At 64.4% G+C, this 26,507-nt stretch carries 28 protein-coding genes; 13 read left to right on the top strand and 15 right to left on the bottom strand.

The features are described from left to right. Nucleotides 1–6 precede the first annotated feature (6 nt). The 3 genes from NKG59_RS04480 to NKG59_RS04470 all read left to right on the top strand — a co-directional run bounded on the left by NKG59_RS04480 (nucleotide 7) and on the right by NKG59_RS04470 (nucleotide 2,137). Nucleotides 7–516, top strand: coding sequence for a sigma-70 family RNA polymerase sigma factor (locus tag NKG59_RS04480; protein ID WP_092974545.1), 510 nt, complete (start codon nucleotides 7–9; stop codon nucleotides 514–516). After that, nucleotides 513–1,463, top strand: a complete 951-nt coding sequence (locus tag NKG59_RS04475) for a DUF4880 domain-containing protein (protein WP_253535608.1) — start codon at nucleotides 513–515, stop codon at nucleotides 1,461–1,463. The genes NKG59_RS04480 and NKG59_RS04475 overlap by 4 nt, the downstream gene beginning before the upstream one ends. Before the next feature lie 146 nt (nucleotides 1,464–1,609). Continuing rightward, on the top strand, nucleotides 1,610–2,137 hold the full coding sequence (locus NKG59_RS04470) for a helix-turn-helix transcriptional regulator (protein ID WP_045205547.1): 528 nt from the start codon (nucleotides 1,610–1,612) through the stop codon (nucleotides 2,135–2,137). Between the two features lie 163 nt (nucleotides 2,138–2,300). On the opposite strand, the gene NKG59_RS04465 is transcribed toward NKG59_RS04470, so the two are convergent. From NKG59_RS04465 to sctU, 15 genes are all read right to left on the bottom strand, one after another. Continuing rightward, entirely contained in the window at nucleotides 2,301–3,038 is a 738-nt protein-coding gene (locus NKG59_RS04465) for a response regulator transcription factor (RefSeq protein WP_253535605.1), read from the bottom strand. A gap of 278 nt (nucleotides 3,039–3,316) precedes the next feature. Continuing rightward, nucleotides 3,317–7,039 carry a hypothetical protein gene (locus tag NKG59_RS04460; RefSeq protein WP_253535603.1) on the bottom strand — a complete coding sequence of 1,241 codons (3,723 nt, stop codon included), beginning with the start codon at nucleotides 7,037–7,039 and terminating at the stop codon, nucleotides 3,317–3,319. A 133-nt stretch (nucleotides 7,040–7,172) separates the two neighbouring features. Beyond that, nucleotides 7,173–7,577 (bottom strand): type III secretion system chaperone family protein, encoded by a 405-nt coding sequence (locus NKG59_RS04455; protein ID WP_253535601.1) that lies wholly within the window; start codon nucleotides 7,575–7,577, stop codon nucleotides 7,173–7,175. 176 nt (nucleotides 7,578–7,753) lie between these two features. Then, nucleotides 7,754–8,209, bottom strand: a complete 456-nt coding sequence (locus tag NKG59_RS04450; protein WP_045205543.1) for a type III secretion system chaperone family protein — start codon at nucleotides 8,207–8,209, stop codon at nucleotides 7,754–7,756. Between the two features lie 3 nt (nucleotides 8,210–8,212). Further along, a complete protein-coding gene (locus NKG59_RS04445; RefSeq protein ID WP_253535599.1) occupies nucleotides 8,213–8,455 on the bottom strand; it encodes a hypothetical protein in 243 nt (80 codons plus the stop codon). 170 nt (nucleotides 8,456–8,625) lie between these two features. After that, entirely contained in the window at nucleotides 8,626–8,826 is a 201-nt protein-coding gene (locus tag NKG59_RS04440; protein ID WP_253535597.1) for a serine kinase/phosphatase, read from the bottom strand. A gap of 208 nt (nucleotides 8,827–9,034) precedes the next feature. Further along, nucleotides 9,035–9,280, bottom strand: a complete 246-nt coding sequence (locus tag NKG59_RS04435; RefSeq protein WP_253535595.1) for a type III secretion protein HrpX — start codon at nucleotides 9,278–9,280, stop codon at nucleotides 9,035–9,037. Between the two features lie 42 nt (nucleotides 9,281–9,322). Beyond that, nucleotides 9,323–10,297: an HrpD5 family protein gene (hrpD5, locus tag NKG59_RS04430; protein WP_253535592.1), complete on the bottom strand. Its 975-nt coding sequence runs from the start codon at nucleotides 10,295–10,297 to the stop codon at nucleotides 9,323–9,325. After that, nucleotides 10,294–11,223, bottom strand: coding sequence for a type III secretion protein HrpV (locus NKG59_RS04425; protein WP_253535590.1), 930 nt, complete (start codon nucleotides 11,221–11,223; stop codon nucleotides 10,294–10,296). Before NKG59_RS04425 ends, hrpD5 begins: the two co-directional genes overlap by 4 nt. A gap of 9 nt (nucleotides 11,224–11,232) precedes the next feature. Beyond that, the gene (gene sctS, locus NKG59_RS04420) at nucleotides 11,233–11,493 is read right to left on the bottom strand and encodes a type III secretion system export apparatus subunit SctS (protein WP_024978147.1); all 261 of its coding nucleotides are present in this window, start codon (nucleotides 11,491–11,493) and stop codon (nucleotides 11,233–11,235) included. A gap of 10 nt (nucleotides 11,494–11,503) precedes the next feature. Continuing rightward, the gene (gene sctR / locus NKG59_RS04415; protein WP_045205537.1) at nucleotides 11,504–12,154 is read right to left on the bottom strand and encodes a type III secretion system export apparatus subunit SctR; all 651 of its coding nucleotides are present in this window, start codon (nucleotides 12,152–12,154) and stop codon (nucleotides 11,504–11,506) included. Further along, the gene (gene sctQ, locus NKG59_RS04410) at nucleotides 12,141–13,184 is read right to left on the bottom strand and encodes a type III secretion system cytoplasmic ring protein SctQ (RefSeq protein WP_253535588.1); all 1,044 of its coding nucleotides are present in this window, start codon (nucleotides 13,182–13,184) and stop codon (nucleotides 12,141–12,143) included. The genes sctR and sctQ overlap by 14 nt, the downstream gene beginning before the upstream one ends. Nucleotides 13,185–13,224: 40 nt before the next feature. Continuing rightward, on the bottom strand, nucleotides 13,225–13,821 hold the full coding sequence (gene sctP / locus NKG59_RS04405) for a type III secretion system protein SctP (RefSeq protein WP_253535586.1): 597 nt from the start codon (nucleotides 13,819–13,821) through the stop codon (nucleotides 13,225–13,227). A gap of 6 nt (nucleotides 13,822–13,827) precedes the next feature. Further along, nucleotides 13,828–15,840 carry an FHIPEP family type III secretion protein gene (locus NKG59_RS04400; RefSeq protein ID WP_253535584.1) on the bottom strand — a complete coding sequence of 671 codons (2,013 nt, stop codon included), beginning with the start codon at nucleotides 15,838–15,840 and terminating at the stop codon, nucleotides 13,828–13,830. Between the two features lie 10 nt (nucleotides 15,841–15,850). Further along, entirely contained in the window at nucleotides 15,851–16,942 is a 1,092-nt protein-coding gene (sctU, locus tag NKG59_RS04395) for a type III secretion system export apparatus subunit SctU (protein WP_024978152.1), read from the bottom strand. A gap of 343 nt (nucleotides 16,943–17,285) precedes the next feature. On the opposite strand from sctU, the gene NKG59_RS04390 reads away from it, so the two are divergent. From NKG59_RS04390 to sctC, 10 genes are all read left to right on the top strand, one after another. Then, nucleotides 17,286–17,771: an HrpB1 family type III secretion system apparatus protein gene (locus tag NKG59_RS04390; protein ID WP_045205532.1), complete on the top strand. Its 486-nt coding sequence runs from the start codon at nucleotides 17,286–17,288 to the stop codon at nucleotides 17,769–17,771. Nucleotides 17,772–17,791: 20 nt separating this feature from the next. Next, on the top strand, nucleotides 17,792–18,178 hold the full coding sequence (locus tag NKG59_RS04385) for a type III secretion protein HrpB2 (protein ID WP_253535582.1): 387 nt from the start codon (nucleotides 17,792–17,794) through the stop codon (nucleotides 18,176–18,178). Next, on the top strand, nucleotides 18,178–18,987 hold the full coding sequence (gene sctJ, locus NKG59_RS04380) for a type III secretion system inner membrane ring lipoprotein SctJ (protein WP_420804015.1): 810 nt from the start codon (nucleotides 18,178–18,180) through the stop codon (nucleotides 18,985–18,987). The genes NKG59_RS04385 and sctJ overlap by 1 nt, the downstream gene beginning before the upstream one ends. Next, nucleotides 18,984–19,622 (top strand): type III secretion protein HrpB4, encoded by a 639-nt coding sequence (locus NKG59_RS04375; RefSeq protein WP_253535578.1) that lies wholly within the window; start codon nucleotides 18,984–18,986, stop codon nucleotides 19,620–19,622. Before sctJ ends, NKG59_RS04375 begins: the two co-directional genes overlap by 4 nt. Next, nucleotides 19,607–20,350, top strand: coding sequence for a type III secretion system stator protein SctL (sctL, locus tag NKG59_RS04370; RefSeq protein WP_253535576.1), 744 nt, complete (start codon nucleotides 19,607–19,609; stop codon nucleotides 20,348–20,350). The genes NKG59_RS04375 and sctL overlap by 16 nt, the downstream gene beginning before the upstream one ends. Then, nucleotides 20,347–21,666 (top strand): type III secretion system ATPase SctN, encoded by a 1,320-nt coding sequence (gene sctN / locus NKG59_RS04365; protein ID WP_045205528.1) that lies wholly within the window; start codon nucleotides 20,347–20,349, stop codon nucleotides 21,664–21,666. Before sctL ends, sctN begins: the two co-directional genes overlap by 4 nt. Continuing rightward, the gene (locus tag NKG59_RS04360) at nucleotides 21,663–22,160 is read left to right on the top strand and encodes a type III secretion protein HrpB7 (RefSeq protein ID WP_253535573.1); all 498 of its coding nucleotides are present in this window, start codon (nucleotides 21,663–21,665) and stop codon (nucleotides 22,158–22,160) included. Before sctN ends, NKG59_RS04360 begins: the two co-directional genes overlap by 4 nt. Before the next feature lie 34 nt (nucleotides 22,161–22,194). Beyond that, a complete protein-coding gene (gene sctT, locus NKG59_RS04355; protein ID WP_253535571.1) occupies nucleotides 22,195–23,043 on the top strand; it encodes a type III secretion system export apparatus subunit SctT in 849 nt (282 codons plus the stop codon). Nucleotides 23,044–23,173: 130 nt separating this feature from the next. Further along, complete coding sequence (gene hrpB, locus NKG59_RS04350) at nucleotides 23,174–24,610, top strand: transcriptional regulator HrpB (protein WP_253535569.1); 1,437 nt, start codon at nucleotides 23,174–23,176, stop codon at nucleotides 24,608–24,610. Between the two features lie 69 nt (nucleotides 24,611–24,679). After that, nucleotides 24,680–26,464, top strand: a complete 1,785-nt coding sequence (sctC, locus tag NKG59_RS04345; RefSeq protein WP_253535566.1) for a type III secretion system outer membrane ring subunit SctC — start codon at nucleotides 24,680–24,682, stop codon at nucleotides 26,462–26,464. Nucleotides 26,465–26,507: the final 43 nt, after the last annotated feature.

Raw genomic sequence — 26,507 nt, 5'->3', positions numbered from 1 at the left:
GATACCGTGACGCAAACCTGCCAGCCAGTTACCGAACTGGCCTCTGACTGGTTCCGACAACACTATGCATGGCTCGCCCGTCGTATGGGCGGCAAGACGGGCTGTCGCTTTGGCGCTGAAGACATTGCGGCGGAGGCGTTTGTGCAATTGCTGCAAAGGCCCGGGTGGCAAGACATCCGCGAGCCGCGCGCCTTGCTGACAACGATTGCGCAGCGTTTGCTCTATGACCTCTGGCGCCGTCGTGATCTGGAAGACGCCTATATGGCGTGGGCCGCCACGCAACCGCAAGCAACGCTGCCATCCCCTGAAGACCGCGCGTTGATCCTCGAGACCCTCACCTCCATCGATCGTATGCTCGATGGGCTTTCCGCCAAGGCGCGCGCCGCTTTTCTCTACAGCCAGCTCGATGGCCTCACATACCCAGAGATTGCCGAGCGCCTGCAGGTCTCCGTTCGCATGGTGCAGAAATACATGACGCAGGCCATGCGCCTGTGCTATCTGGCCGAATCATCGTGAAGCACGCGCTGGATGATCGGATCGCCGAGCAGGCGATCCAGTGGCTGGTCGTACTGCGCTCGGGCACGGCTTCGGAGATGGAGCGCCAGCGCTTTGCCGCCTGGCAGGAAGCCGATCCCGCGCATGCCGCTGCCGTGCAGCGTTTGCAAGGTGCGTTGGGTTCGATGGCACTGCCGCCCGTGGCAGACCCGCACCGTCGCGCCGCGCGGCGGCTTCTCGATACGCCTGCTTCGCCGGCAAGGCATGTGCGCCGCGCGCTCATCTTCAGCGGGCTGGGTCTGGGTGTTGCCGCCCTCGTTGACAGAGAGATCCCGCTATCCGACCTAGTTGCCGACATGCGTACGGTCACCTCGGAGCGCCGCGACTTCGCGCTGGCCGGCGGCTATCAACTACGCCTGAACGCGCGCAGCGCGGTGGATGCCTCTGCGGTTGCGCGCGGTTACGACGTGCGTCTGCGCAGTGGCAGCGTGCTGGCCGTCGCCGGGTCGCCGTCGGGGCAGTTGCGGTTATGGTCCGCCGCGGGCGCGGTGGAATGCATGGGCGGCATGATCTGCGCAACGCTGGAGCCCGATGGCGCGATGACGGTTGCCGTGCTCGAAGGCACCGCGGCGTTGTCGACGCCGGCCGGTGCCGTTTCCACGGCGCGTACGGGCGAGGTACGGCGCCTTGGTGACGGCGGCATCGAGAAACTGACGCTGATGGCCCGCAACGTGGCGGCCTGGACGCGCGGCATGGTCGAGGTCGAACACCAGCCCTTGTCCGACGTGATTGACGCATTGCGCCCCTACCACCGGGGCCTGATCGAGCTGCTCCCTGAAGTGGCTGATATGCACGTGACGGGGCGGTTCCCGCTCGACGGACGTCGTGCCTTGCACATGCTGGCCGAAACGCTCCCCATCCAGGTGAGGGAGCTTGCCGGCGTGTGGGTGCGCATCGGCCCACGCTGAGCGTTCGTCGGCCGCGAAAATTTTTTTTCGATCGGGGTTCCGGTTTTTCTCCCTCGTTGCACAGAGAGAGTAAGAGGCTGCCGCGATACCCATCCGCGAGCGCCACTGCATCCAGATGCATAGCTTTCACGAAAGCGAAGGACGACATGAACGCCCGGGTCCAGAACGACGTGCTGCTACACGCAGCCGACAGTACGGCAGAACGCCAGTATTTCTCCCCTTTCCCTGCAGCCGCCGCTTGGCGGGCGCAGACGGTGGTGCCTCTCACGATCGCGGTTCGGCAGGTTTCGCACGCCCCAAACGGTGGGATCCTGGTCGACTTGACCGAGCTGGCCGCGGCCGCCGGCGAAGCGCCGCCCGCCCAGCCCGTTACGCTGGAGCAGGCGCACGCGATGCTTGGGCGGATGTTGGAGTCCAGGCGGAAGGCCCCCGCCCGTTCGTCCGGCAAGGGGGCTTTGCTCTCCGCTCTGACGCCACGCCAACGCGACATCCTGCGAGAGGCGGCATCGGGAAAGTCCAATGTGGAAATCGCGCAGGCGTTGCATATCGGCGTAGAAACCGTGAAATCGCACGTGCGCCAAATTCTGATGCGCTTACAAGCACGCAATCGGACCGAATTGGCAGCGCTATATCAGCAATGTGCGGGTGAAATCCGCTCGCACGAAAGTCACTAACGCGATAACCATTAACAAGGCAATATTTTTTAAACCGGCACTGAATTTATTAAGCCGATACTGAAATTATCTGCCTTGAGGCGTTTTATTAAGAATTGCTAAAAGAATTTGCCGTGGGCGCAGCGGGCCCTGCGGCGAGCAATCGTTTGCGCAAAAAGGCCGCTTAAGCGGCCAGAATGGTGCGCGCCTGGGGGCCTGCGGGCTCGTTGCTGGCGGCTTGCACGGCGAGTTGATAGCCGCGTGCGTAGACGGTCTTGAGTTCCACGCCGGTCTCGGGGCCGAACTGCAGTTTCTTGCGCAGCTTGTAGATGTGCTGCTCGATCGAGCGCTCGACGATGCTGGCGTCTGCGCCCCACACGGCGGATGCGATCTGCTGGCGCGAGAGGAACGACCCCGGCGAAGAGAACAGCAGCCATGCCGTCGCAAACTCCCGAGCGGTCATGCGAATGGGGATGCTGTTGACCGTAGCCGTGCGGGTCAGGCGGCACAGGCGATACGGCCCCACCACGACGTGGACGCCGGCATTCTGGCGCACTGGCTCGGCACGGCGCAGTGCTCGTTGCACGCGGGCCTGCAGCTCTTCAGCGCTGAAGTGTCCGGTCAGCACGTCGTCCACGCCGGCATCGAAGGCCGACGCCATGTCTCCGCGGTCGACAAACTGCCCGAACACCAGGGTGGGCCAGCACATGTCGGCATTGCATTCGCGCCACGACAGCACAAGCTGCCCCGCTGTACGGAAATGCTGGGCATCGATCATCAACAGATCAAACGTTTCCGTGCGGCGCGCACGCAGCAACGACAGGGCGTCGTCAAAGCGGACGCACTCCGCCTCTTCACTGGATAGGCAGCTTGCCACGTAGGCAAAGCTGGATGGGTTTGAGGTCAATACGGCGAACTTCATGGCGCTCCCCTTCTTTCAAGCCACTGCGCTAAAGAATTGAATCGCTGCAGATGGCGCTTCAAACTGGGGCCAAGCATAACGTTCACGATTTGCTCACACATCCCTATAAAGAGTGAAATCGAGTTTAGATCTGATTGAGTTTTTTTTGTTGACTATGCAATTTTCATTTTGAGCATGCGAATGCCGCATTCTGCGTGAACGATTATGCGCATAAGCGCATAAAAAACCGGCGAAACAATTAATTTGCCGGCTTATATGACAATTTGATGAAATGATCTTCAGCCGAACTTGATGGCAGCGAGTTCGCGCGTGCCTTCCGCTTCCTTGCTGGCGCGTAGCTGTAGCGCGCTCGTCAGGCCACGGCTGCGGCTGGTGGATACCTGTTCGACGATTGCGAGCTTCTCCGGCACGCGGGACGTGGGCGCCTCCAGCAGCGCCTGCGCCAGCGCTTCGGAAGCTTGCGCGTCGGCAGAATTCGGATCGATGCTGCGATGCAGGTCCGCCAGGGCAAGGTGCCCCTCGATCTCGCGTGCGGCCGACGGCCGAAGCCGATGCCGATGCAGGTAGCGCTGGTTGGGGCGGGCGTGCGTCTCGACGGTCTCGCAGTAGGCCTCGAACTCACGCGCGGCTTTTTCCGGCGTACCGCCGGGCTTGTGGGCGAGCATGTTGATCCACGCATCGCGGTCGCTGCGCACGACAGCCAGGTATTCGCGCACGCTGCGGTACTCGGTGTCGAAGTAGCTGACGCGATCGGCAATCTTGCCGTTCTGGTAAGCCATCTTCACCTTCGTCGTGTGGCCGCCTTCGGAGAGCTTCCAGTTGAACCCGAGCGGCATGCCGCCGGTAAACGATTGTGTGAATTTGCCGCTCTCGCCGGCCTTGGCCGATGCGTTGTCGTCGGGGGCTGCCGTGTAGAAGGTGCGGCCCACCGAGAATGCCAGGCCGGCGCGCGCCGTCACCTTGTGCCCCGTGGCGACGCTGAACTGCTCCATGCGCATCGTGCCGGTCTTCTCCTGCAGGGTGGCCGTGTTGCTGAGCGTCTTCTCGCCGCGCAGCCGTGCCGACGGGCCGATCCGCACCGGGGTGTGAGGGCTGCTCACGCGTACGTTCATGCCAACGCTGGCATCCATTGACGCGCGCCAGCGCTTCTTGGTCTGGTCGACCCAGCTGATGGAAATGCCGCCGCTGCCACCGCTTTCGCCGAAGTGCTGTGCCAGCGTATTCCACAGCGTGTCGGCATTGGGCCGGTGCTCGGGCGCGGCGCTCGCCTGCTCGAACAGCAGGTTGGTGGCCTTGACGATGGCATCGGCCGCAGCCTTGTCGTCGTACTTGATGGGTTCCCAGTCGTCGTGGCCTTCCACCGGGCGCTGCGTGGGCCGTGTGGCCCGGATGACCACGCCGCGCGGCTCACCTGTCTCCAGATCGAACGGCGTGACCTTGACGGCGAACAGATTGGCGCGCAGGCGCTTGCCCCACGTTTTGAGGTCGTAGCCAACGGAGGCACCCACACCAACCGACGCGCGCATCGTGCGGTCAGTGCCGACGAACACGTCGCGCCCGTGTGAACTGCGGCCGATTTCCACCACGGCCTGGCGGCCCCTGCCGTAATTGGCGTCCAGTTGTACGGACACGGGCACCGGCAACGCCTTGCCGACGTGTGACAAGCCTGTCGATACGCCGGCCGTGCTGCCGCCAATCCAGCCACCGTTGGACAGGCGCACCTTGTTGCCTGATTCCATGGACGTGAGCAGCGTCTCGATGGTCTTGCGCGCGTCTTCGATGGTGGGCGCCTGCATCTTGAGGTCTTCCGGGTGCTCGAGTTTGTCGGCGCGCTCGAGCGCGCTTCGGAATGCGGGCGCCTCGGCGGCCTCGCCCGCGTGGGCACTCCAGTAGCGCAACAGCGTGGCCGATGGCTGCAGCCCCACCAGGTATTCCGGCGGCTCGCCCACGAGGCCGGCATGGTCGATGAGCTGCGCCACGTGGGCCTGCGCGGCGTTGACCTGCGGCAGGGTCAGCGTGTTCAACCGGTTTTGCGCCCAGGCCCGGCTGTCTGCATCGTCGGTCAGTCCGGTCAGGGCCACGAATTGTGCGAATTCCTGGTGGGCCGGTGAGCTGCCCGGCGTGCGGGCGACGGCGGTTGGCTCGGCGTTCTCGCGCTGCATGCGGCTGACAGCTGCGCCGACTTCCGGCTGCAGCGCACGCAGCTTCTCTGCCGTGAGTGCGTAGTCGCTCAACGGCGCGTTGGCGGCTGTCAGCTCGGCCCAATGCGCGAGGATCGTGCCGCGCCAAAGATCGCCCGGGTGCGCGATGGTGTGCAGCGGCGGTGCATTGCCAGCCTGCGCAAGCGTTTCGATCATCGATCGCAGCGCCGCCGTATAGGTGTCCATTTCCTTGACGAGTCCAGGCCGCTGTGCGCCGTGCATGCCGAGCGCAGCCGATGACAGCGGCGATTTCTTCTTGCCGATCATCTGCCAGAAATGGCTGCCCGTGGTTTGCTTTTCCACCCGCGGAATGGTGCGCCCGACAAACTTCGCCAGGCGTGCCTTGGTGTTGGCCAGATCCGAGCCCGGACCGTCTTCACGAAAGCCCTGGTGCCACGCAAAAAGGACACCGGCCTGTTGCGCGCTGACGGGCTCGCCGCGCAGCTTGAGCGCAGCGGCGTGCATGACGTTGACGGCGAGTGACTCGGCCTGGGTGCCGCTGCCAGCCGGGTGGGCGTGCAACAGGGCGGTGGGGTCGGCCGCCGTGGTGGCGGCCGTATGCACATGGTCGGCCGCTTGCAAGAAGGCGCGTGCGGTGTGCGCCTGCTCCGGTGTGGGCGGGGTCTGCATCAGGCCGGTCAGCGCTTCAAAGCCGTGATGGCTGCGCGAGAGCAACTGCGCCGTGCGCCAAGCCGCGCTTGCCACGCCCGCATCGCTCATGCCCTGCGGCATTGGCGGGACTGTCAGGCTGCGTGAAGAGCCACCGGAGCCGTCTGAGCCGTACTGGGCCGACAGGCTGGATTGCCGGGAAAGCGAACGCGGGCTTTGCTCGTCACTGGTTCGGCTGGCGCCGGTTTCGCTTCGCTGTGGCGACGTTTCACCCTCGCCAAACAGATGAGACAAGCCCAGGTCCGACGTGCTGGAGCGCTGCGACGACGTTGCCGATGCCGTCTCATTGAACAGGCGGCCCATGCCCAGCGAAGAGCTGCCCGTGGAACGTGTTGAGCCGTCATGGCTCGGCGTCGGTACAGGTGCCGCAAAGGCGGCAGCATCAAAGTGCACCGCATGCGAAACGTGCTGCAGCACCCGCAGCGCATCGCCTGCATTGCCGCCGCTGGTGGCCGCCAGCGCGCGCGCTGCCAACATCGGGCGGATGTAGCTGCCTGCTGCGGACGAGCTGCCCTGCGCTGGAGCCGCCAAGACGCCGAGCCGATCGGCCAGCAGTTCACGTTCGCTTGCGCTGCCCGCCGTGCGGAACAACTGCGCAATGCTCTGGCGGAACGCTTCGGCCGTAGCCGGAACCGTCAGCGCAGCGGTCGTTGTTGCCGCTTGGGGCGTCGGTGGCTTTCCGCGTTGGCGCAAGCGCTGCGCACCCTGTTCAGCGCGCTGCATCATGGTTGACGTTTTGCGCTGCGAACGTGCCGCGCGGCGTGTCTGGTGATGTTCCTGCACCTGCGGTGTGGCAGGGTGCGGGGTGCCCTCGGCGGCCTGCGGCGTTGCCTCGGGCGTGGTCGTCAACGTGCCGCGCGTGGGCGCCTTGTAGTTGTCCACCGTATTGAACGACGCGCCGGAGCGCTTGCGGTCGCTTAACAACGTGGCCAGTTCTGTCTCGTCACTCTTGGGCAGCTTTTCGCGCACGCGCGATTTCAGGTTGCCGAGCCAGCCACCTTTCTTGCGAGGCTGCGGAGCAGCGCTGCCCTCAGGCGGGGGCGATGGTGTGCGCGCAGCGAAGTCGTGGAGTGTCTCGTATTCCGACGGCGATGTCGGCACGTTGACGGGCAACAGGCGTGAAGGTGGCATGGCTCGGAATGTTCAGGCACTGGCGTGGTCAATCGGCATACCACTTTGATGCGGCCGAATGACAAACGCGCGTGCAATGCGAATCCGCCGTGACGATGGCGAAGCTGCATGCCACCGGCCCACGCGCAATCCGTCAGTGCACCGACCACTTTGAGACCGATATGGCTGAGGCAGCAAGCCCGGACATTGCGTCAACGAGCAGGGCGCCCGTCGGGTCGTCGTGAAGCGTGTAAGGAAAGCGATAGACCAGCGTGCCGGTGCGCGCCTGCTGCGCCACCACGCCCCGCGACGAAGCTGGCAGACCGAGGCAGAGCCCGAGGATCACGTGCAGTGCTTCGTCGACGTTGATCTCGAGCGGCTTGCCGAGGTCGATACAAACGGTGACCGACCCGGGATCAGCATCTGCATCTGCATCACAGGTGAACCAGAGCTGGTATGCGCCGATGAGGATGGGGTGCGCAGCGAACGGGAAGAACTCACCGGCGCGTAGAAGCGGGATGTCTATGGTTGGCAGATACGGTGTGCGTGAGGCGGACATGAACTTGGATTGGCGATGCCGCCGAGCCGACGCGTCAGCTTCAACGAGCACCTTGGCATGTAATGCCGCGAGCGTACGGCGTTATATGACAGCGGACGTTCGCGTTCACGAAATCATCACGGGTGCTGCGAAGCCGCTCGGGTGGAAGCGTTGTCGTTCGCGCCTGGCATTGCGCGTTAAGCGCGAATCCAGACGTAGGTGCCGTTCGCGAGGTTCTCGAACATGTCGTCGGTGGTCTGCAGGATGTTGTCGCGCCAGTAGCGGCCGTGCTCGGCATAGTGGCCCAGCAGTTCGGCTAGCTGTTCACCGTCGATGTCGGGGTCGTACGCCACGCGCACGATCAGGATGATGCCGCCCGTATCGCCATCCAGCCCCAGCTGGGCATGGTCTTGCGCATAGATGGTGACGTTGGCTTCAAGCATGAGGCGGAACACGCGCAACGTGCGGCCGCCTGTGACGATGCCGTAGTCGAAGTTCAGGTAGAACGCATCGAGGTCTTCCTCGACTGCATCGATGATGACTTCGAACCCTTCAACCGTGAGCCTGCCGGCGGCGATGATGGCATCGGCATCCGGAATCTGCAGATGCATGCACATGTCGCGGATGAGGCTGTCGCGCCGTTCGATGCTCATGCTTTACACCAGCAAGTCTTTGGCCGCTTTCGGGCCGGCTTCCATCAGCTTGGCGAATGCCTGTGTGCGGTTCAGCTCATCTTCCAGATGGGCTGCGTTCAGCATGTCTTGCATGCCGGCGGATACCACGGCTTGCAACGTGCCCGATGCGCGCGCACCTGTGTGGGCGTGTACAAGGCGCGAAGTGGATTCGTCCGGCGCAGGGGTTGCAGGAGCTGCGGAAACGTTGCGGTGGATCGGTGTCATGTCGGGATCGCGGTAGCAGGTCGGATTCAGTGAATCGGGCGGCGGCGCGATGGGCCGAATACAGAGAACAGCAGAAGCGCGCGGTGCGGTGTGTTGAAAAACCGCTCGGGAACGGCGCGGCCCCGTTCCCGAACGTTGGCGGCACACGGTGTGCCGTCCAGAACAGACCATTACGAGATCAGGTCCTTGGCGGCCTTCGGGCCCGCTTCCATCAGCTTGGCGAACATGTTGACGCGGTTCAGTTCGTTTTGCAGCTTGGCTGCGTTCAGCATGTCTTGCTCGCCTTCCTTGGTAACGGCTTCGTTTTGCGCGTTGAACGACAGACGGCTAGCGGCGTCGCCCAGGCCAGCGGCAGCGGTTTGAACGGTCATGGAAAACTCCTTTGCAGTGGATGAATGGTCTCGGGTGAGAGCCGGGTTTTTCAACAACACCCCGGTATGGGATGTCGCTGATTCGGTTTAGCGAACGTGCTGCTGTTGTGTTCGCCGTGAAGTCATCATCGTGGATTTCTCTGCGCTGGACTGGCGAGGAAGCGAAATGTGATGTCGTCTCGCGAAGCCCGTCTGCGCGGTGCGCTCGTTATGCCGGGATCAACCCCGAGCACACTTGTGCGGCGCTGGAAAAACCATGCGACAGCACGCGAAGCTGCTCGCGGTTGTTGACGTCCGTCGCACGAATGGCGCGCTGTTCCATGTCCATGGCGGTGCGCTTGAGCGCTTCGACGGCCTTGTTCAGCGGGCCGAAATCCTTTGGGCCTTCCTGCTTGGCAAAAGCCTGAATGCCGTCAAACGTTTCGATGATGTCGAGCGAGAAGTGATCAAACATAGGGGTCTCCTGAAGAGGGAATGGCAAGAACGTACAGGCGCCTTAACGCTGCGCAGCGAGAAAATCTTTGGTGCCGTCGGAGCTTTCGATATAGCTCAGTTCATCCACCGAAAGTGCGGATGTGGCATCGGCTTTGGGGTCACGCGTGCGTGCCTGCGTGATGTCCAGGGCGATGTCCTTGATGTTGCCGCCCAGGTCGCTGCGCACATGGTCTGCCGTTGCACGAACCCGTTCGGGGTGCATGGCTGGCCCCGTGATCGAGAACCGGTTGCTGCCCAGGTAGCTGATGCGCAGCCCCGGTTCCTGCAGCGATTCACGCAGGTTTTCAATGACCTCCTGCGCGATTGAAAGATCGGTGTGGACAGACGCTGACACCGCTCGCAGATCGCGCAGTGTGGCGAGCTCTTCGGCGGCTGAAGTCACGATGCCGTGCACGACGATCTCGTTATCGTGCTGCTCGATCTGCAAGCCGTCGATGCGGTGCAGTGCCAGGCATGTGCGCACACGTTCGATCAGCGGTATTTGTGCCGTGGCTGCGGAATGCGCGGCGGAGGATGTTTCGCGTGTCGATGCCAGCAGCAGTGCGCACGGCGTGAGCAGCGCGACTGCCGTCACGCCCATCCAGCCTTTGCGTGCGCGAGGCCGGGCAGGCGTGGGTGTGTCGGAAGCAGGGGCTTGCACAGCGGCAATGCTCTGGGTGCTGGCCTCGGTCGCTGCGGGCGATAGCACGCGCTCCAGCAGTGCGAGGTCGGACGGCCATGCCTCGCCGGCCGGCCCGACACAGAGAATGACCTCGCCAAAGCGGCGGGGGGTCAGGTCGTCCCAGGTGCTGCCGCCGTCGTCGGATTCAATCAGGACGCCGTGTTCCGTATCGACAAGCAGCGCGATCGGATCGCCCGCCCAATCAGAGATGCGGATGCTGGCTTGTACGTCGGGGCCTACCGTCCAGCGGCCCGGCGTCAGGTCGAGGCAGGCGCCGGCATGCGCGCCTGCCAACACGCGGATGTGCTTGTTCATGGTGATTGCGGGGAAGGATCAGGAAGCGGAGGCAGGGCCAGACCCAGCCCCGCCCGGTAAGACCAGAGTTCGGTTGTCCAGCGGCGTGCGACGGCGCTGCTGCGTGCAATGCTCTCGCCGCGCTCGCGGCCGATGCGCGGCCGCGAAGGACTCAGCAGCAAGAGCGGAAACAGCAGGTTGAACGTCTTTTCGCGGTCGGTCAGCGCGCTGGCGGCGTGTTGCGGCGTGGTGGTCGCCAGCAGCCGGTCTTTTACGGCGGCTAGCGTGCCTGGCGTGCCTTCAATAGACGCCTGTTTCAGATAGCTGCGCAGGATGTCGAACGCCATGCGCAGCGGCATCGGGTGGCCCGTATGCATGGCATGCCGCACGGCAAGCAACTCCTGTTCAAGGCGCTGGTAGCTGGACGACTCCACGTCTTGCAGCAGCGTGTCGGCTGGCAACGCGCCGGCTTCGGCGGCTGCGGCTTTCTGCGGTGCGGCGGCATCGGTCTCGGCGGCTTGTTCCTGCAAGTACTGCAGCAGCAGGGCACGGCGGCCCTGGGCGCTGCGGTGGTCTCGCGACTGTTCGTCATCGTCGTCGCGCTGGCCCTGCCGGGACGACAGCCCAATCACCATGGGCTCGACCTTGCGCGCGTGCTCTTCCAGCATGAGGAGCAGTTCTTCGAACGTGCTGTCGGTGATGGGCTCTTCGGGTGAACCCGCTGCGCTGCGCTTGCCTGTGCGCGGCCGGCGAACGCGCTTCGCAACCTGCGCGACGTGCTTGTGGCGGTGCAGTTGATCTTCGACCAGCTGCTCGGCCCAATGGTGGTGCCCGTGCGCGCCATGCCGATGATGCTTGCGATGGTGCGGCGCAGCCGTGTTCTGCGGTGCCTGTACCGGATCGGGCAACGAGAGAACGTTGGGCGTCGAGGCGGAGATACGTGTCATGGCACCCCCTTACTGGAAGAGCGATTGCAGGATCGTGTTGCCGAACTGCAGGATCGACGCAGCCCCCCACGGCGCAGCCACCACAATCACCACCGATACGATGATGAGTTTCAGGCCATGCGAGATGCTGCTGTCCTGCAGCGAGGTCACGGCTTGCACGAACGAGATCAGCAGCCCGGCAATGGCGGACACCGCCACAGCGGGCAAAGACACCAGCAGGCACAGCATGAGTGCCGTGCTGGTCAGGCGCGTGATGTTGTCGTAGTCCATGGCGGCCCCTTTAACGATAGGTGTTGACCAGGCCGTGAATCAGCACAGACCAGCCGTCCATCACCACGAAGAGCAGCAGCTTGAACGGAATGGCTACGTTGCTGGGCGTCACCTGCGACAGCCCCAACGCCATCAGCAGGTTGGCGATCACCAGGTCGATCACGATGAAGACGAGGTACAGGAGGAAGCCGATGCGGAATGCCGCCGTCAGCTCCGTCAGGGTGAAGGCGGGCGCGAGGATGATCAGGTCGTCTTCCTTGAGCTGCGCGGCTTTGGCGGGGGGCCACAGCTGCTGCGCAGAGCGCATGAAGAACGCTTTCTCGCGTGCATTGGTGTGTTTGTCCAGGAACTGCCGGAACGGCTCGCGCGCGGCATCGAGCAGCGGCATGACCTGGCTGACGTTCGCGCTGGAATCATTGAGCTGCATGTGGGCGCGCTGCATGGCCTCCATGCCAACGGGGGCCATTACGAAGCACGACACGATCATCGCAATGCCGTTGAGCACCATGCTGGGCGGAACCTGTTGCACGCCCAGCGCGTTGCGCAGCAGCCCGAGCACGACCACGATCTTGGTGTACGACGTGACCACCATGGCGGCAAACGGCAACAGCGCAATGGCGACCGCCGCAATGATGAGCGAGGCGAATTCAATGTTCTGCATGGCGCGCGCTCATGGCGGAGATCTGCAAGCCGAGATGCTCACCCACTGCCACGAGCTGCCCGTGGCCGAGCGTCTGGCCGTGGCAGACCAGGCGTACCGTGGCATCACGCAGCAAGACGGGCAACTGCAAGACGTGGTTTGGTGCCAGCGCGGCCAGCTCGGCCAGCGGTAGGCTCATCACGGCAACCTCAAGGTGCACGGGCACTTCCAGTGCTTCTACTGCGATGCCGTCAGTGCTTTCGGCTGTGGTGTCGTGTGCGGAGGTGGTGTCGTCGTCAGCGAGCGTAGGAACATCGAGGATCGTCACAGTGCCTTCCTTGTAGTGAGCATGGGCAGTGAAGTGGGCGCGTCGGCTATCTCCACACGTGAGGCGTACGGCGCCCTCATCGGTGGCGGGGCAATAGGCGTGCTGGCCCCAGCCGAGCAGAACGTCGCCGGCCGCAAGCGAAGAGAGCGTGTGCGTTGGGCATCGCCGGCCGGCGATACGAACGCCCACCGGCAGGCCCACCACGCCAAGTTGTGCAAGCACAGCGTTGCGATTGGCCACGGGTGGTGCGGGCGGGGCGGCATGCCAATCCAGCGTGGCGATGCTGCATGGCGTTTCACCATGCGGCCCATCCAGCCGCATCGGCAATTCCGGCAGATCGCTACGTCGCGCATCGTTGTGTTCGGGCGTGAATGTCGCCAGGGAGGCATCTCCCAACCCGGCGGCAGACAGCGTATCGAGCATCGGCGTCAGCCAAAGCCCGGCAAGCGCCGTGCGGCGTTGCGCATCGGCTTCGTGTGCGATGGCGTGGAGCGCGGGGTGGTTTGCACCTTCAACAACAACGTCAACCGCACACAGCGATGAGCGAATGCCTAATCGCATGGGCGCCTGCATGGGCGCGGTGTGGTCTACGGCGTGCAGTTGCCAGTGGCGTCCGTCGTCATCTGGGAACGGCGTGCCGATCAGCCGGGTCAACGCGGCCTGGGCCGGCGTGAACGCACGCAGATGCGCATCGAGCGGGGATGGCGTGAGCCCGGTGTCCATAGCGAGTCGGCGGGAGGTGTCGGGTGGGGTGTGGCAACGGTCACCACACTTCGAGTTCGATATCGATGCGCTGCTCCAGCAAAACGTGAATGCGTTGGCGCAGTGCATCGCCATGCTCGGAGAGTAAGTCGCGCGCCCGTGGGTGTGCCGCCAGGAAGCGAAGCCATAGCGTGTGGGGCGAAAGGCGCAGGGTGAGGCGGGTGTCGGGCAGCACTCGCGGGTCGAGGTCGAGCGTGACTTCCCAGCATTCGCTGTTGGCTTTTACAACGCGGGAGCCGCAGAACTTGGAGAGCAACTGCGCGAGATGTTCTGTCACGGTGCTCCCCACGCTGATCTCGGAGCACGTGCGCACCAGGCGGCTGGCCATGGCCGAGGTGTGCAGCGGCGGGGTCTCGGGCTGCGCTTCATCGGGCTGCGCGTCGGCGTGGTCTTGGGTGGGCGGTTCGTGCTCGGCGGTGTCTTCGCATGCAGCGTCGCCGTACGCATCGAGCGGTATCCAGCTGGTACTTTCAACCGCGCAGGGTTCGGCCTGCATGCCGGCCCGCCCGTCAGCGCTGCGTTGCGCTACGGGCCGCCGGACGGGCGTGGTCGGATGGACGATGGGCGGGGCTCGCCACAGGCGTACGGGTGTGGTCATGGCGGCTTACAGCGTGAGCTTGCCCACGGGCTGCAGATCAACGTACGCACCCAGCTCCTGGAACGAATACACGTTCAGTGCCTGCAGTCGCGGCTCGATCATGCGGCGGACATAGCGTCGGATGTCCATGGACGTGACAATGGCAAGCGCACCCGCCGGCGTTGTTGCCGACTGCGGCGCGCTGCGGCTCATGTGTTCGAGCCTCGTGACGATGGTGTCGACCTGCTGAGGATCGAGCGTCAGGAAGTTGCCTGCCGGCGTGGGTTTGATCGCCTGGCGCACCGTCTGCTCCACCGATTGGTCCAGCAGAATGGCGGGCATCTTGCGTGAGCCGCATGTGGCCTGGTGCGCAATCTGCCGCCCCAGATCGCCGCGCACATACTCCACCAGCATCAACGTGTCTTTTTCTTTCGGGCCCCAGATGACAAGGCTTTCCAGGATGGCGCGCATGTTGCGGATGGGCACTTGCTCTTCCAGCAGGCGGCGCAGCACGTCGGCCATGCGCTGCGCGGGCACAGCCTTCTGTGCCTCGGTGACCAGACCCGGGTAATCGGTGGTCACACGTTCCATGATCCATTGCGTTTCCTGCAGGCCGATGAACAGATGCGCGTGCTTGCGCAGCACGTGCACGACGTGGCCCGCAATCACCTGTTCAGCGTGGGGCGCGGTATCCGGGGTGGCGTCCAGTTGTGCGCGCAATGGTTCCGGCAGATCGGATACCGATACCTTGCCGTCGGACACGGCCACCGGCTGACCCGGGATGTCGTGCACCAGCACCTCATAGGCGTCTTCGGGTTGCGCGGCGCTCTTCCACACGGCAATGCCAGGGAAGGGCAGGCCCAGCTCTTCAGCCAATGCATGCCGCCCGCTTTGAAATGCGGCATCGAGTTTCGGAATGTCGAGCCCCTCTGCCAGCCGCGTGCCAAGGCGAACCCCCAGGGGTGCCGTGAATGACGGGGCCTTGTCGGCAATCGTCGGTGCCTTGTCTTTGGACCCTTCACGCAGCAGCGCGGGCAGGGTATCGGTGTCGGCCGTGCTGCCCGTGTTCAGGCGCTTGCGCAGCGTGTAGCCAAAGGCGAAGACCGCACCTGCCAGCGCGATAAACAGAAACGACGGAAACCCCGGCACCAGCGCAAAGCCGGCCAGCAACGCGCTGGCGGTGAACATGGCCCGTGCACTGGTTGAAAGCTGCCGCACGATCTCCTTGCCAAGCGAGCTTGGCTTGGCGCCGTGGTCATCGTCAGATACGCGCGTGATCATTACGCCGGCCGCGACCGAGATCAGCAGTGAAGGAATCTGCGACACCATGGCGTCGCCGATGGACAGCACGGCAAAGCGGTTGGCGGCTTCACCAGCCGTCATGCCGTGGTATGTGATCCCGATCACGATGCCGGCGAGGATGTTGACCAGCGTGATGACCAGGCCGGCAATCGCATCGCCCTTGACGAACTTCATGGCGCCGTCCATGCCACCGTGCAGCTGGCTTTCCATGGCAAGCAGCGCGCGGCGCTTGCGGGCCTCGTCTGCGCTCAGGTGGCCGGCGCGCAGGTCGGCGTCAATGCTCATCTGCTTGCCGGGCATGGCATCGAGCGTGAAGCGTGCGCCGACCTCGGCCACGCGCTCGGAGCCCTTGGCGATCACGATGAATTGCACAGTGGTGATGATCAGGAACACCACCATACCCACCACCAGGTTGCCGCCCACCACGAGCTTGCCGAAGCTCTCGATGATGTGGCCGGCGTCCGCATGCAGCAGGATCGATTTGGTCGACGCGATGTTCAGCGAGAGCCGCAGCAGCGTGGTGAACAGCAGCAACGACGGAAATGCCGACAGCGATGTCGCCGCGGGGATGTACATCGTCACCATCAGCAGCACGACCGATAGCGTGATGTTCAGCCCCAGCAGTGAATCGATCAGGACGGTGGGCAGCGGCAGCACCATCAATGCGATGACGGCAACCACCAACGCGGCGATGCCGATTTCGCCGCTGAATTCAGAGACGGCGGTCTTCTTGGCCATATCGGATGCCTCAGTTCAAGATGGAAGGGCTTGCGCCGGTGTGTCTGGCGCCGGTGTCTTTCGCGCCGATCTCGCCCACCCAGGCCAGCACTTCGGCCACGGTTTCAAACAGCGCTTCGGGCACGGGGTCGTTCAGCTTCACGAGGTAGAGCGCGCGTGCCAGCGGCGGGTTGCCGATGATCGGAATGCCCAGCGCCTGCGCTTCTTCGCGCAACCTCAGGGCTTCGTCGTCGACGCCCTTGGCGGTGATGCACGGCAAGCCGCATTCTTCGGGCGCGTAGCGAATCGCCACGGCGTAATGCGTGGGGTTGACGATCACGGCTTGCGCGCCGGCCACGCTCTGTTTGGGCTTGGCCTCGTCCACCATCTGGCGTGCCAGCTGCTTGCGCTGGCCCTTGATGTGCGGATCGCCTTCGCTGTTCTTGTGCTCGCGCTTGACTTCGTCCTTGCTCATGCGGTGGTCGCGGATGAAGAGCCAGCGCTGGATGCCAAAGTCCACCGCGCCGAGCAGAAGGAACAGCAGGCCGCCTGCACCTAGCAGCTTCACCAGCATTGACATGCCGATCTGCGCGATATCCATGACTGGCTGATACGGCGTGCCCACAATGGTCGGCAGCAGCATCAGGACCAGCTTCCACAGCGCGGCCCCAACGGCGAGCGCTTTCACCAGCATCTTGAGCAGGTCAATCATCGAGCGCATGGAGAAGATGCGCTTCAGACCCGATGCGGGGTTGATGGCGCTCATCTTCAGTTCGAGCGGCTTGGTCGAGAGCACGATGCCCGTCTGACCCCACGTGGCAATCCATGCGACCAGCGCAAACACCAGGCTCAGCGGCAGCGTCATCAGCGCCAGCTGAAGCGCGACGTGGCCGAGTGTCTGCTTGAGCGTCATGGCCGGGTGCCGGCTGTTGTTCACATCCAGCGCAAGGTCGACCAGCGCGCGCCAGCGGTCGCCCAGCAGCGATGCCGTCATGGCAAGCAGCAGGCAGCCCGCCAGCAGCACGACGGCGGCGATCAGGTCGGCACTCTTGGCGGTCTCGCCGTCTCTGTGCGCGTCTCTGAGTTTCTTGTCTGTGGGCTCTTCGGTTTTTTCGTCCGACATGGCGGTGCCCTGGGGTGTCGACGGAGGGGGCTGCGGCGTACGGTGCCTTAGCGATGCGAGGCATTGTGCAGACGTGGGCGCTACGCGCTTGGCGCTTGAGCGAAGGCGGATGCGCCGTTCCGAAACCCGGGAAAGAAAGGGGGGGCGCGGGGAGGACGCGGCGAAAGCGTGCGGGCTTGCGTTGTGCGCACTGGCGCACAGGGCCTTGTCGACTTCGGGGCGGAGCGCTCTTTTTCGGGGCGGTTGGCCGGCGCGCGGCATGCGGGCGTCTATGGTTCCACCCGAGGTCGGCCGGTCTATCAATGCCGGTATCGACATGACCCGACACGGAGAACCCTGCGATATGGAACCGATTCAATGTAGCAACCGCCTGCTGGGCGGGCTGCTCGAAGTCTTGATGTACGCAACGCGCAGCGGCCAGTTCGACAACGCGCAATCGCTGCTGACTGCATTGCGCACGTTGCGCCCGAATTTTCGCGAACTCGACCTGGTGGAAGGCTGGTTGCTGGTAGGCCGGCATCAATACGCCGATGCCGCGCGCATCCTGCGTGAGCTGCACAACGGCGAGCGCGCCGAGAGCGTGGTGCCGTTTGCCTCGGCCATGATGGCCCTGTGCCTGAACGCCCTGGGCGATCAGGAATGGCACGTGTATGCCAACGAGGTGCTGGCCCGCGACGAAGACCCCGATTCCGTCGCGCTGGTGCGCACGCTGATCGGTGTGCAGGAAGAAATGGATGCCGGCACGTTCGGCACCGCCACTGCGGCGCCCGCCGCTGAAAGCGTGGATTTGAGCGCCTACCACAGCGCGCATTACTTCACCCGCGCCTAACCATCCTCCCGGAGTCCATCATGATCCAAGGTCCGACCGCTATTCCGCCGGTGACTGCCGGCACGCCGGGCACCGGCATTGCCCCGGCTGAAGCCGCGACGCCGGCGCCCGAGCTTGTCGCACGCTTCGAATCGATGCTGCAGAGCGCCAAGCACAGCCAGCACCACAGCAAGGGCCCTTCGGCCGTTGGCGAGCTGGTGAAGAAAGAGGATGCCGCCGTGCAGGCGTCGATGGCGCGTGTGGAGGCCATGACCGAGGCCGAGCGCGGTATGTCGGTGCAGGAAGTGGTGGCCGAAGGCGTGCGCGTGCAAATGGAGTGCGCAGCCACCATGACGAAGATCCATCTGGGCAGCACGATTGCGCATTCCGGCAAGAACGCCGTGCAGACCTTGATGCGGAACCAATGATGCGAACCGCGCTTCCATCCTGCCGCGTGCGGCGCGGTGCGCTGGCACTGCTGTTCGTGCTGACTGCGCTGCTGGCCGGCTGCAACAAGCAGCTTTTTGCGCAGCTGAGCGAGGCTGACGCCAACGACATGCTGACCGTGCTGCTGCAGGCCGGTATCGACGCGCAGAAGAATTCGCCAGACGACGGCAAGACCTGGTCGGTGATGGTCGACCAGGACGCCTTTGCCCGCGCGATGGAAGTCCTGCACAGCCACGGCTTGCCGCATGAGAAGTACGCGAGCCTGGGCGACATCTTCAAGAAGGACGGGCTCATCTCTACGCCCACGGAAGAGCGGGTGCGCTTCATTTACGGCGTATCGCAGCAGCTTTCACAGACGCTTTCGCGCATTGATGGCGTGTCCGTAGCCAATGTGCAGATCGTGCTGCCCAACAACGATCCGCTGGCCACCGTGGTCAAGCCATCCAGCGCATCGGTGTTCATCAAATACCGCCCCAGTGCCAACGTGTCTTCGCTGGTCCCCAGCATCAAGAACCTGGTCGTGCATAGCGTGGAGGGGCTTACCTACGAGAACGTCAGCGTCACGCTGGTGCCCGGCACCGTGGATGCGCCCACCGCCGATGTCGCTAGCCGCGCGCCCGCAGGAGTGTCGTGGGCCACGCTCGGCGCCGTGGTGGGTGCGCTGGGCGTGATCGTCCTGCTGTGGCGTGCCGCAACCCGGCTGTCTGCTGTACGGACGCGGCTTGACGCAGCGCGCGCGCGCCTGGAAGACAAGTTGCCGGCACGCTGGAAGAAGCGCGCAACAGCATGATCGACACGAGCGCTGCACCCGATCCGGCCGCCGCCATGATCCTGCGCATGTTGCACGCGTATCAAGAGCGGATGCATGGGCTTGCGCACGTGCGCGATGCATCGGTGCTGGCCGTGCAAGGAGCCGATGTGCCGGCGGAAGCAGCCAAAGACTGGCGCCAGGTGTGCATCGCGCTGGGTGTGGGCCAGGTGGGCTTGCCGACATTGCTTTCGCATGCGCATCGCCTGGCGGTGCTCGATAAAGACGACCTCCAGCGCGTGCTGGCCGCTCGCATGCTGATCGACAGGCGCGCCGCGCTGGCGCGGTGCATTGACGGTGCTTACCTCGCCGGTCTTGCCGGTCTGTTGGGGGAGGCAGCGCTCACTGCTTTGACGCAACGCGAGCACTGGGCGCCAGACGCCGGTGGGCCGCTACCGGCGCTCGACCTGGCGCAGCTAGCCGAGGCCGGCCTGCATGCCCTGATTGCCGACGGCACGGTGTCGGATCCGTCGCTCGCGCAATTGATGCGCCTGACGATCGGCATGCAAGCGCCGGTACCGCCGTGCGCCGGCACTCCAACCGCTGAAACGCAAGCCGAAGGCTTCATGGCTGCGTTGCCTGTTCTTTTTCCGGAGTTGTCATGGTTATTTGGTTGAGGCGCGATGCCCCGCTCGGCATCAGCTCGGACGTGATTCGTGCTGGAGACTACGGGCACGTGGTCGAGCTGGATGCCGCGTGGCGCGCCGTGGAAGAGGCGCGCGAGGCCGCATTGGCGCAGGCTCACGCCCAGGCCGAAGCCGTCGTCGCGCAAGCCCAGGCCAATGCCGACGAGTTGCTCAGGCAAGCCGAGCAGCGCGCGCAGCGTAGCGCCAAGCTTGGCTATGCCGCTGGTCAGCGACGTGCGTTGGAGGATTTTCACGCGTCCATGGCCGCGCGTGCGTACGACGATGACGAGGCCACGCGCCGCGAGGAAGACCGCCTGATCGCCACGGTCATGCAGGCGGTCGAGCATGTGGTGCTGGAATCTGACCGCCAGGCGCTGTTCGCGCGTGTGGCCGCCACGCTCGGCCGCGTCTTGCAAAGTCAGGCACGCCTGACGGTGCGGGTGTGCGCAGACGAGATCGAACCGGCTCGCGCCGCCTTCGCCAAGGCCGTGCAGACGGGCTCGCTCAACGCTGCCTTCGAGGTGCTGGCCGACGATCGTGCGGAGCCCGGGCATTGCCAATGCGAATGGGACCACGGCGTGGCCGATGCGAGCCTGCGCGTGCAACTGGCGGCGCTGCGTCAGGCGCTTTCAGCGCGCAGGCGCAAGCCTCTTGAACATGCCGATACGCAAGAAGATTTCGCAGATGACGACGGCGGCTTTGACGAGGATGCGGCATGACCAAGGCCGCGCTGATCGACGCCATGGACGAGGCGATTCGTAGCGTGGCGCCTGTCCAGCGGCTAGGCAAGGTCGTGGAAGTGACGGGCACCCTGCTGCGTGTGGGCGGCGTGGACGTCAAGCTTGGCGAACTGTGCACGTTGACCACACCGGATGGCACGGAGCTTCAGCAAGGCGAGGTGGTCGGCTTTAGCGAGCACTTTGCATTGCTGGCGCCATTTGGCGGCGTGGTGGGTTTATCGCGCTCGACCCGCGTGGTGCCCAGCGGGCGCACGCTTTCGGTCGGGATCGGGCCCGGCTTGCTCGGCCGCGTGCTGGATGGCCTGGGCCGACCCGCCGACGGTGGGCCGCCGCTGGATGTGTATGACTACGTGCCGGTGTTTGCGCAGGCGCCTGACCCGATGTCGCGCCGCCTGGTGGAACAGCCGCTGGCCACTGGGGTGCGCGTGATTGACGGATTGGCCACCTTGGCGGAAGGGCAGCGCATGGGCATCTTTGCGCCGGCGGGCGTGGGTAAGAGCACGCTGCTCGGCATGCTGGCGCGCGGCACCGAGTGCGATGTCAACGTGATCGTGCTGATTGGCGAGCGCGGCCGCGAGGTGCGCGAATTCATCGAGCAAATCCTGGGCGAGGAAGGCATGCGCCGCTCCGTGCTGGTGTGTGCCACGTCGGATCGATCGTCCGTGGAGCGCGCCAAGGCCGCGCACGTCGGCACCGCCATCGCCGAGTATTTCCGCGACCAGGGCCTGCGTGTGCTGCTGATGATGGACTCGCTCACGCGCTTTGCCCGCGCACAGCGCGAGATCGGCCTTGCTGCCGGCGAACCGCCCACACGGCGCGGCTTTCCGCCGTCGGTGTTTGCCGAGCTGCCGCGCTTGCTTGAGCGTGCCGGCATGAGCGCTACGGGCTCCATCACCGCGCTGTACACCGTGCTGGCCGAAGACGAATCCGGCAACGACCCCGTGGCCGAAGAAGTACGCGGCATTCTGGATGGTCACCTGATCCTGTCGCGTGACATTGCCGCGCGCAATCGCTATCCGGCCATCGACATCCTGAACAGCCTGAGCCGTGTGATGACGCAAGTCGCGCCGGCTGACCACTGCGCCGCTGCCGGCCGCATGCGCCAATTGCTCGCCAAGTACAACGAAGTCGAGACGCTGCTGCAGATGGGCGAGTACAAGGAAGGCAGCGATGCCGTGGCCGACACCGCCGTGCAATGGAACGGCTGGATGGAAGACTTCCTGCGCCAGCGCACCGACGAGTGGTGCAGCCCAGACGAGACGTATCGGCTGCTGAGCGAGGTAGGCCAGACATGAAGCGCAAGCGCTCCGCGGTATGGCACACGCTGATCGAAGCCAAAACGCGCCAGCGCCGTCGTGTCGAAGCGGAGATCGCTGTCGCACAGCAAGCCGTGGCAGATGCACAAGCCGCCGCGCAAGACAGTGAAGACGCGTGCGAGCGCGCGCATGAGCGGCTGCGTGGCCATATCGGCCGCATGGATCAGCTGATTGCCGCCCCCGTGCTGCTGGCCGATGCATACCTGCGCTACGACGCGTTTCGCGGCGAACTGGATGATGCGGTCGTGCAGGCCGAGCACGACGTGGCGGCTGCGCACGCCGCCGTGGCTGAACGCGAGGCCGAACTCAAGGCGCGCCGCCAGGCCTTGGCGCGGCTCGATGCCATGCTCGACCAATGCCGCAAGACTGCAGAGCGGATCGACCAGCAGGAAGCCACCGAGCGCGAGCTTGCCACCGAGGAAGAGGCCGTGGAGGCCATCCTGGCGCGTCCGCGCCCACGCGCAGCGGCTTGATGACGAAACATTCTGACGATATTCACGCCCGCATATGGAAGCCATCGATACCGTTCTGCACGCCTGGTTTGATCTTGATGAAAGCGCGGAGGTCATCCTTGCGCTGCTCGCGCTGTCGTGCGTGCGCATCATGACCATCTTCGCGATCCTGCCGGCCACGAGCGATCAGTCGATACCCGGTACGGCGCGCAATGGCGTGGTCTACACGCTCGCCATCATCGTGGCGACGGCGCAGCCACCCGCGGTGGCGGAACATCTGAGCGCGGCCCGGTGGTTCCTGCTGGCGGGCAAGGAGATTTTTCTGGGTGCTTGTCTTGGCTATGCGGCGTCCACGGTGTTCTGGGTTGCGCAGACGGCGGGCACGATCGTCGACAACATGGCGGGCTTCAACAACGTGCAGATGAGCAACCCGTTGCAGGGTGACCAGAACACGCCCATCGGCAACACGCTGCTGAATCTGGCCGTGACGCTGTTCTATGCAGCGGGTGGCATGCTGTTCCTGCTGGGCGTGGTGTTCGAGTCGTTCCACTGGTGGCCGCTGGGCGCCACGCTGCCTGACATGAGCGCCGTTGCCGAGAGTTTTCTGCTGCAGCAAACCGATTCCATTTTCTCCACGGCCGTCAAGCTCGCCGCGCCGGTGATGATGACGCTGTTCCTGATCGACGCCGGCATCGGGCTGCTTTCGCGTGCGGCAGACAAGCTCGAACCCGCGTCGCTCGGCCAGCCCATCAAGGGTGCGGTAGCCATCCTCATGGTCACGGCGCTGGTGGTGGCCATGTCCAGCCAGGTGCGGGACACGCTTACATATAGCCAGTTGCTGCAGCGGGTCAAGAGCGGACTGGTGGGCGATGACACGTCGTCAAAACCGAAAAATATGCGGTGAGTATTGTTCAGCGCCTGACGAAGCTTTGTTGAGATTGTGGGTGCGGCGATTTCTTAGGATGTCCTTACGAAATCCAACACCAAGCGGCCAGCCCTTCGCCAGCCGCAATCTCTGACACGGGAGCGTCGACATGCTGGGAAACATCTACTTTGCCTTGGCCTCCGGACTGGCAGCGCGTGAGCGTCTGCCCGACTATGCGAAGGCCGTCTTCGCGGAGGATTTCGACCGCGCGTATCAACTGGTCGATGAGCATGGCGGCCTGCACGGCAAGGAGGCGGGCGACTACGCCGGCGTGCTGGCCATGGCCGATGCATCGATGCTGCTGGAGTGCGATGAAGACGCCGAAGAAGCATTCCGCACCGCGCAGCGTCTGATCCGCCATTCGGATGATCAACTGCGCGTGGTGTCGTGCCGCAACATGGGCTGGCAATCGCTGCTGCGCGATCGCTATTCGGCTGCCGCGGGCTGCTTCTCTCGCATGGCCGAAGACGATGGCGCGACATGGCTGCAGCGCATCGAAGGCATGATGGGCCTGGCTCTCGTGCACCACCAGCTTGGTCAGCAGGACGCAGCGGACGAGGCGCTGCAATCGGCTCGCGCCATTGCAACGGAGCGCAATGATGCCGGCTGGATCGCCACGCTCGATCTCGTCGTGTACGAGTTTGCGGTGCAGGCTGGCATCCGGTGCTCCAACCGCTTGCTGGAACATGCGTTCTGGCAGTCGGCCGAAGTGGGTGCTGCGATGCTGCACCACCATGGCGGCCGCGACGGATGGGCCCTCAACGGCAAGCACGACGCGAATGTGCCCGCGATGATCCATCGCCGCGCCGAGTACCTGAGCCTGCTGCGCCGCATGGCAGATGGCGATCGCGCGGCAATCGACCCGCTCATGGCGATCATCGGGCAGTCCCGCCGCATGGGCAGCCGCCTGTTGATGCAGACGAAGGTAGAGGTTGTGCTGGCAGCGCTCAGCGGCGAGCAGCACGACGTGGCCGGCAAGGTATATGACCAGATCTGCAATCGCGATACGTCTTTCGGCGCACGCCGCTGGAATTTCGACTACCTCTACTGCCGCGCCAAGATGGCCGCGCAGCGTGGCGACGCAGCCGGTGCGCTCAAGTACTACACCGCCTATATGCAGGACGCCCTGCGCTGCCTGCGCACCGAATCGCCCGGCGTGCGCCGCGTCAGCCAGACCACGCCCGCTGCATCACGTGCGTCCGATGACGTGAGCGCGCGGCTGTCTGCCAAGTACCGCCGGGCGTATCACTACATCCTCGACAACATTGAGCGCAGCGACCTGACCACGCGTGAAGTGGCCGCGCACATCAACGTGACTGAACGCGCGCTGCAACTTGCGTTCAAGAGCGCGGTAGGCATGTCGCCCAGCTCGGTCATCCGGCGCCTGCGTCTGGAGGGCATCCGCTCTGACCTGCTGGACGAAGGGCGCGGGCCGTCGAACATCATCGATACGGCATCGCGTTGGGGCATTCGCAGTCGCTCGGCGTTGGTCAAGGGGTATCGCAAGCAGTTCAACGAAGCGCCGTCGGAAACCATCTGGCGTTAAGCCGCAGGCGCTGTATCGCGTGGCCGCGCGCTGGTGCGGTCTGTCTTCTTCATTCTCACGAGTGCAACCATGCATCTGACTCGAATTGCGGGCCGGAAAGGTCGCGTGCTGGCCGCGTGCCGGTGCCTGATGGCTGCGGCCATCGCGGTGCTGTCGCTGGTCGGAAGTGCCGCTGCGGCGGTGATCCCCTGGCAGTCGCAAAAATTTGAATACGTGGCCGACCGCAAAGACGTGAAAGATGTCTTGCGAGACCTCGGTGCCAGCCAGCACGTCATGACGTGGATATCGCCGCAGGTCGAGGGCAGCGTGACGGGCAACTTCAATGAAACGCCGCAGCGGTTTCTCGATCGCATGGCCGCCACGTTCGGCTTTGCGTGGTACTACGACGGCGCCGTGTTGCGTGTGACGGGCGCCAACGAGGCGCAGAGCGCCACCATCGCGCTGCAGCGCGCGTCCACCGCGCAGGTCAAGCGTGCGTTGACGCGCCTGGGCGTGACCGACCCGCGCTTTCCCGTGCTGTATGACGATGAAACCGGCAGCGTGGTCGTATCCGGGCCGCCGCGCCTGGTCGAACTCGTGCAGGACATCGCACGCCTGATCGATCGCGGCCGCGAGGACGCCAACCGCACCGTCGTGCGTACTTTCCCGCTGCGCTATGCCTGGGCCACGGATCACACCATGGTGGTGGACGGCCAGTCCGTCACCATTCGCGGTGTCGCGTCCATCCTGAACAGCATGTACGGCAACAACGCACCGAGCACGGAGAACACGCCGCAGCGCGGCAGTGACCGCCGTGTCGACAGCGTCGCCCCCGGCGAGGCGAACGCAGGCCGCGCTGGCACGCGTGCGCTTTCGGGCCTGGGCGGCAATGATCGCAGTGGCGGCAAAGCGCCGCTGCCGCCTGGCGGTATCGGCCAATATGCCGGCGGCGGTTCTGTAGCACCGCTGCCCAGCGGCGAAGGCCGCAGCCGCACCGATGCATTCCAGGAAGACGGCGGCAGCGCCCCGATCATCCATGCAGACCCGCGCAGCAACTCGGTGCTCGTACGAGACCGCGCAGACCGCATGGCGGCCCACCAATCGTTGATTGAATCGCTGGACACGCGCCCGGCTGTGCTGGAGATCAGCGCCAATATCATTGAGATCAGCGAGAGCGCATTGGAAGACCTCGGCGTTGACTGGCGTCTGCACAACAGCCACGTCGACATGCAAACCGGTTATGGCACGAACACGCAATTGTCCAATCCGGGCTCGCTCGATGCGGTATCCACAACGGCCAACGCCGCTGCTGCCATTGCCGCTACGCCGACGGGGGGCGTGTTGACCGCCGTGATCGGTGGGGCATCGCGTTACCTGATGGCGCGTATCAGCGCGCTGCAGCAGACCAACCAGGCGCACATCACCGCGAGCCCCAAGGTGGCCACACTCGACAACACCGAGGCCATCATGGACAGCAAGCAGAATTTCTACGTGCCGGTGGCGGGGTATCAATCGGCGGATCTGTACAGCATTTCGGCGGGCGTGTCGTTGCGCGTGTTGCCGATGGTGGTCACCGACGGCGGCATCTCGCGCATTCGCATGAACATCCATATTGAGGATGGCCAGATCACCAGTCAGATGGTCGGCAACCTGCCGGTGGTGAACAAGAGCGAGATCAACACCCAGGCACTCATCAACGAAGGCGAAAGCCTGCTGATTGCCGGCTACTCGGTAGACCAGCAGACCAAGGGCGTGGATGCTGTGCCCGGGCTTTCGAAGATCCCGTTGCTGGGAGCACTGTTCCGGCACGACCAGACGACCGGGCAGCGGTTTCAGCGGCTGTTCCTGCTGACACCGCGTGTGGTAGCGCTGTAGTGCTTTTGCCAATGTAGTCACGACAAAGCCTCCGTTCGGGAGG

The organism is Ralstonia chuxiongensis, assembly GCF_024158925.1.
Classification (GTDB): domain Bacteria; phylum Pseudomonadota; class Gammaproteobacteria; order Burkholderiales; family Burkholderiaceae; genus Ralstonia; species Ralstonia chuxiongensis.
Note: the sequence above shows the minus strand (reverse complement) of the source record. Positions and strands in the feature narration are given on the sequence as shown.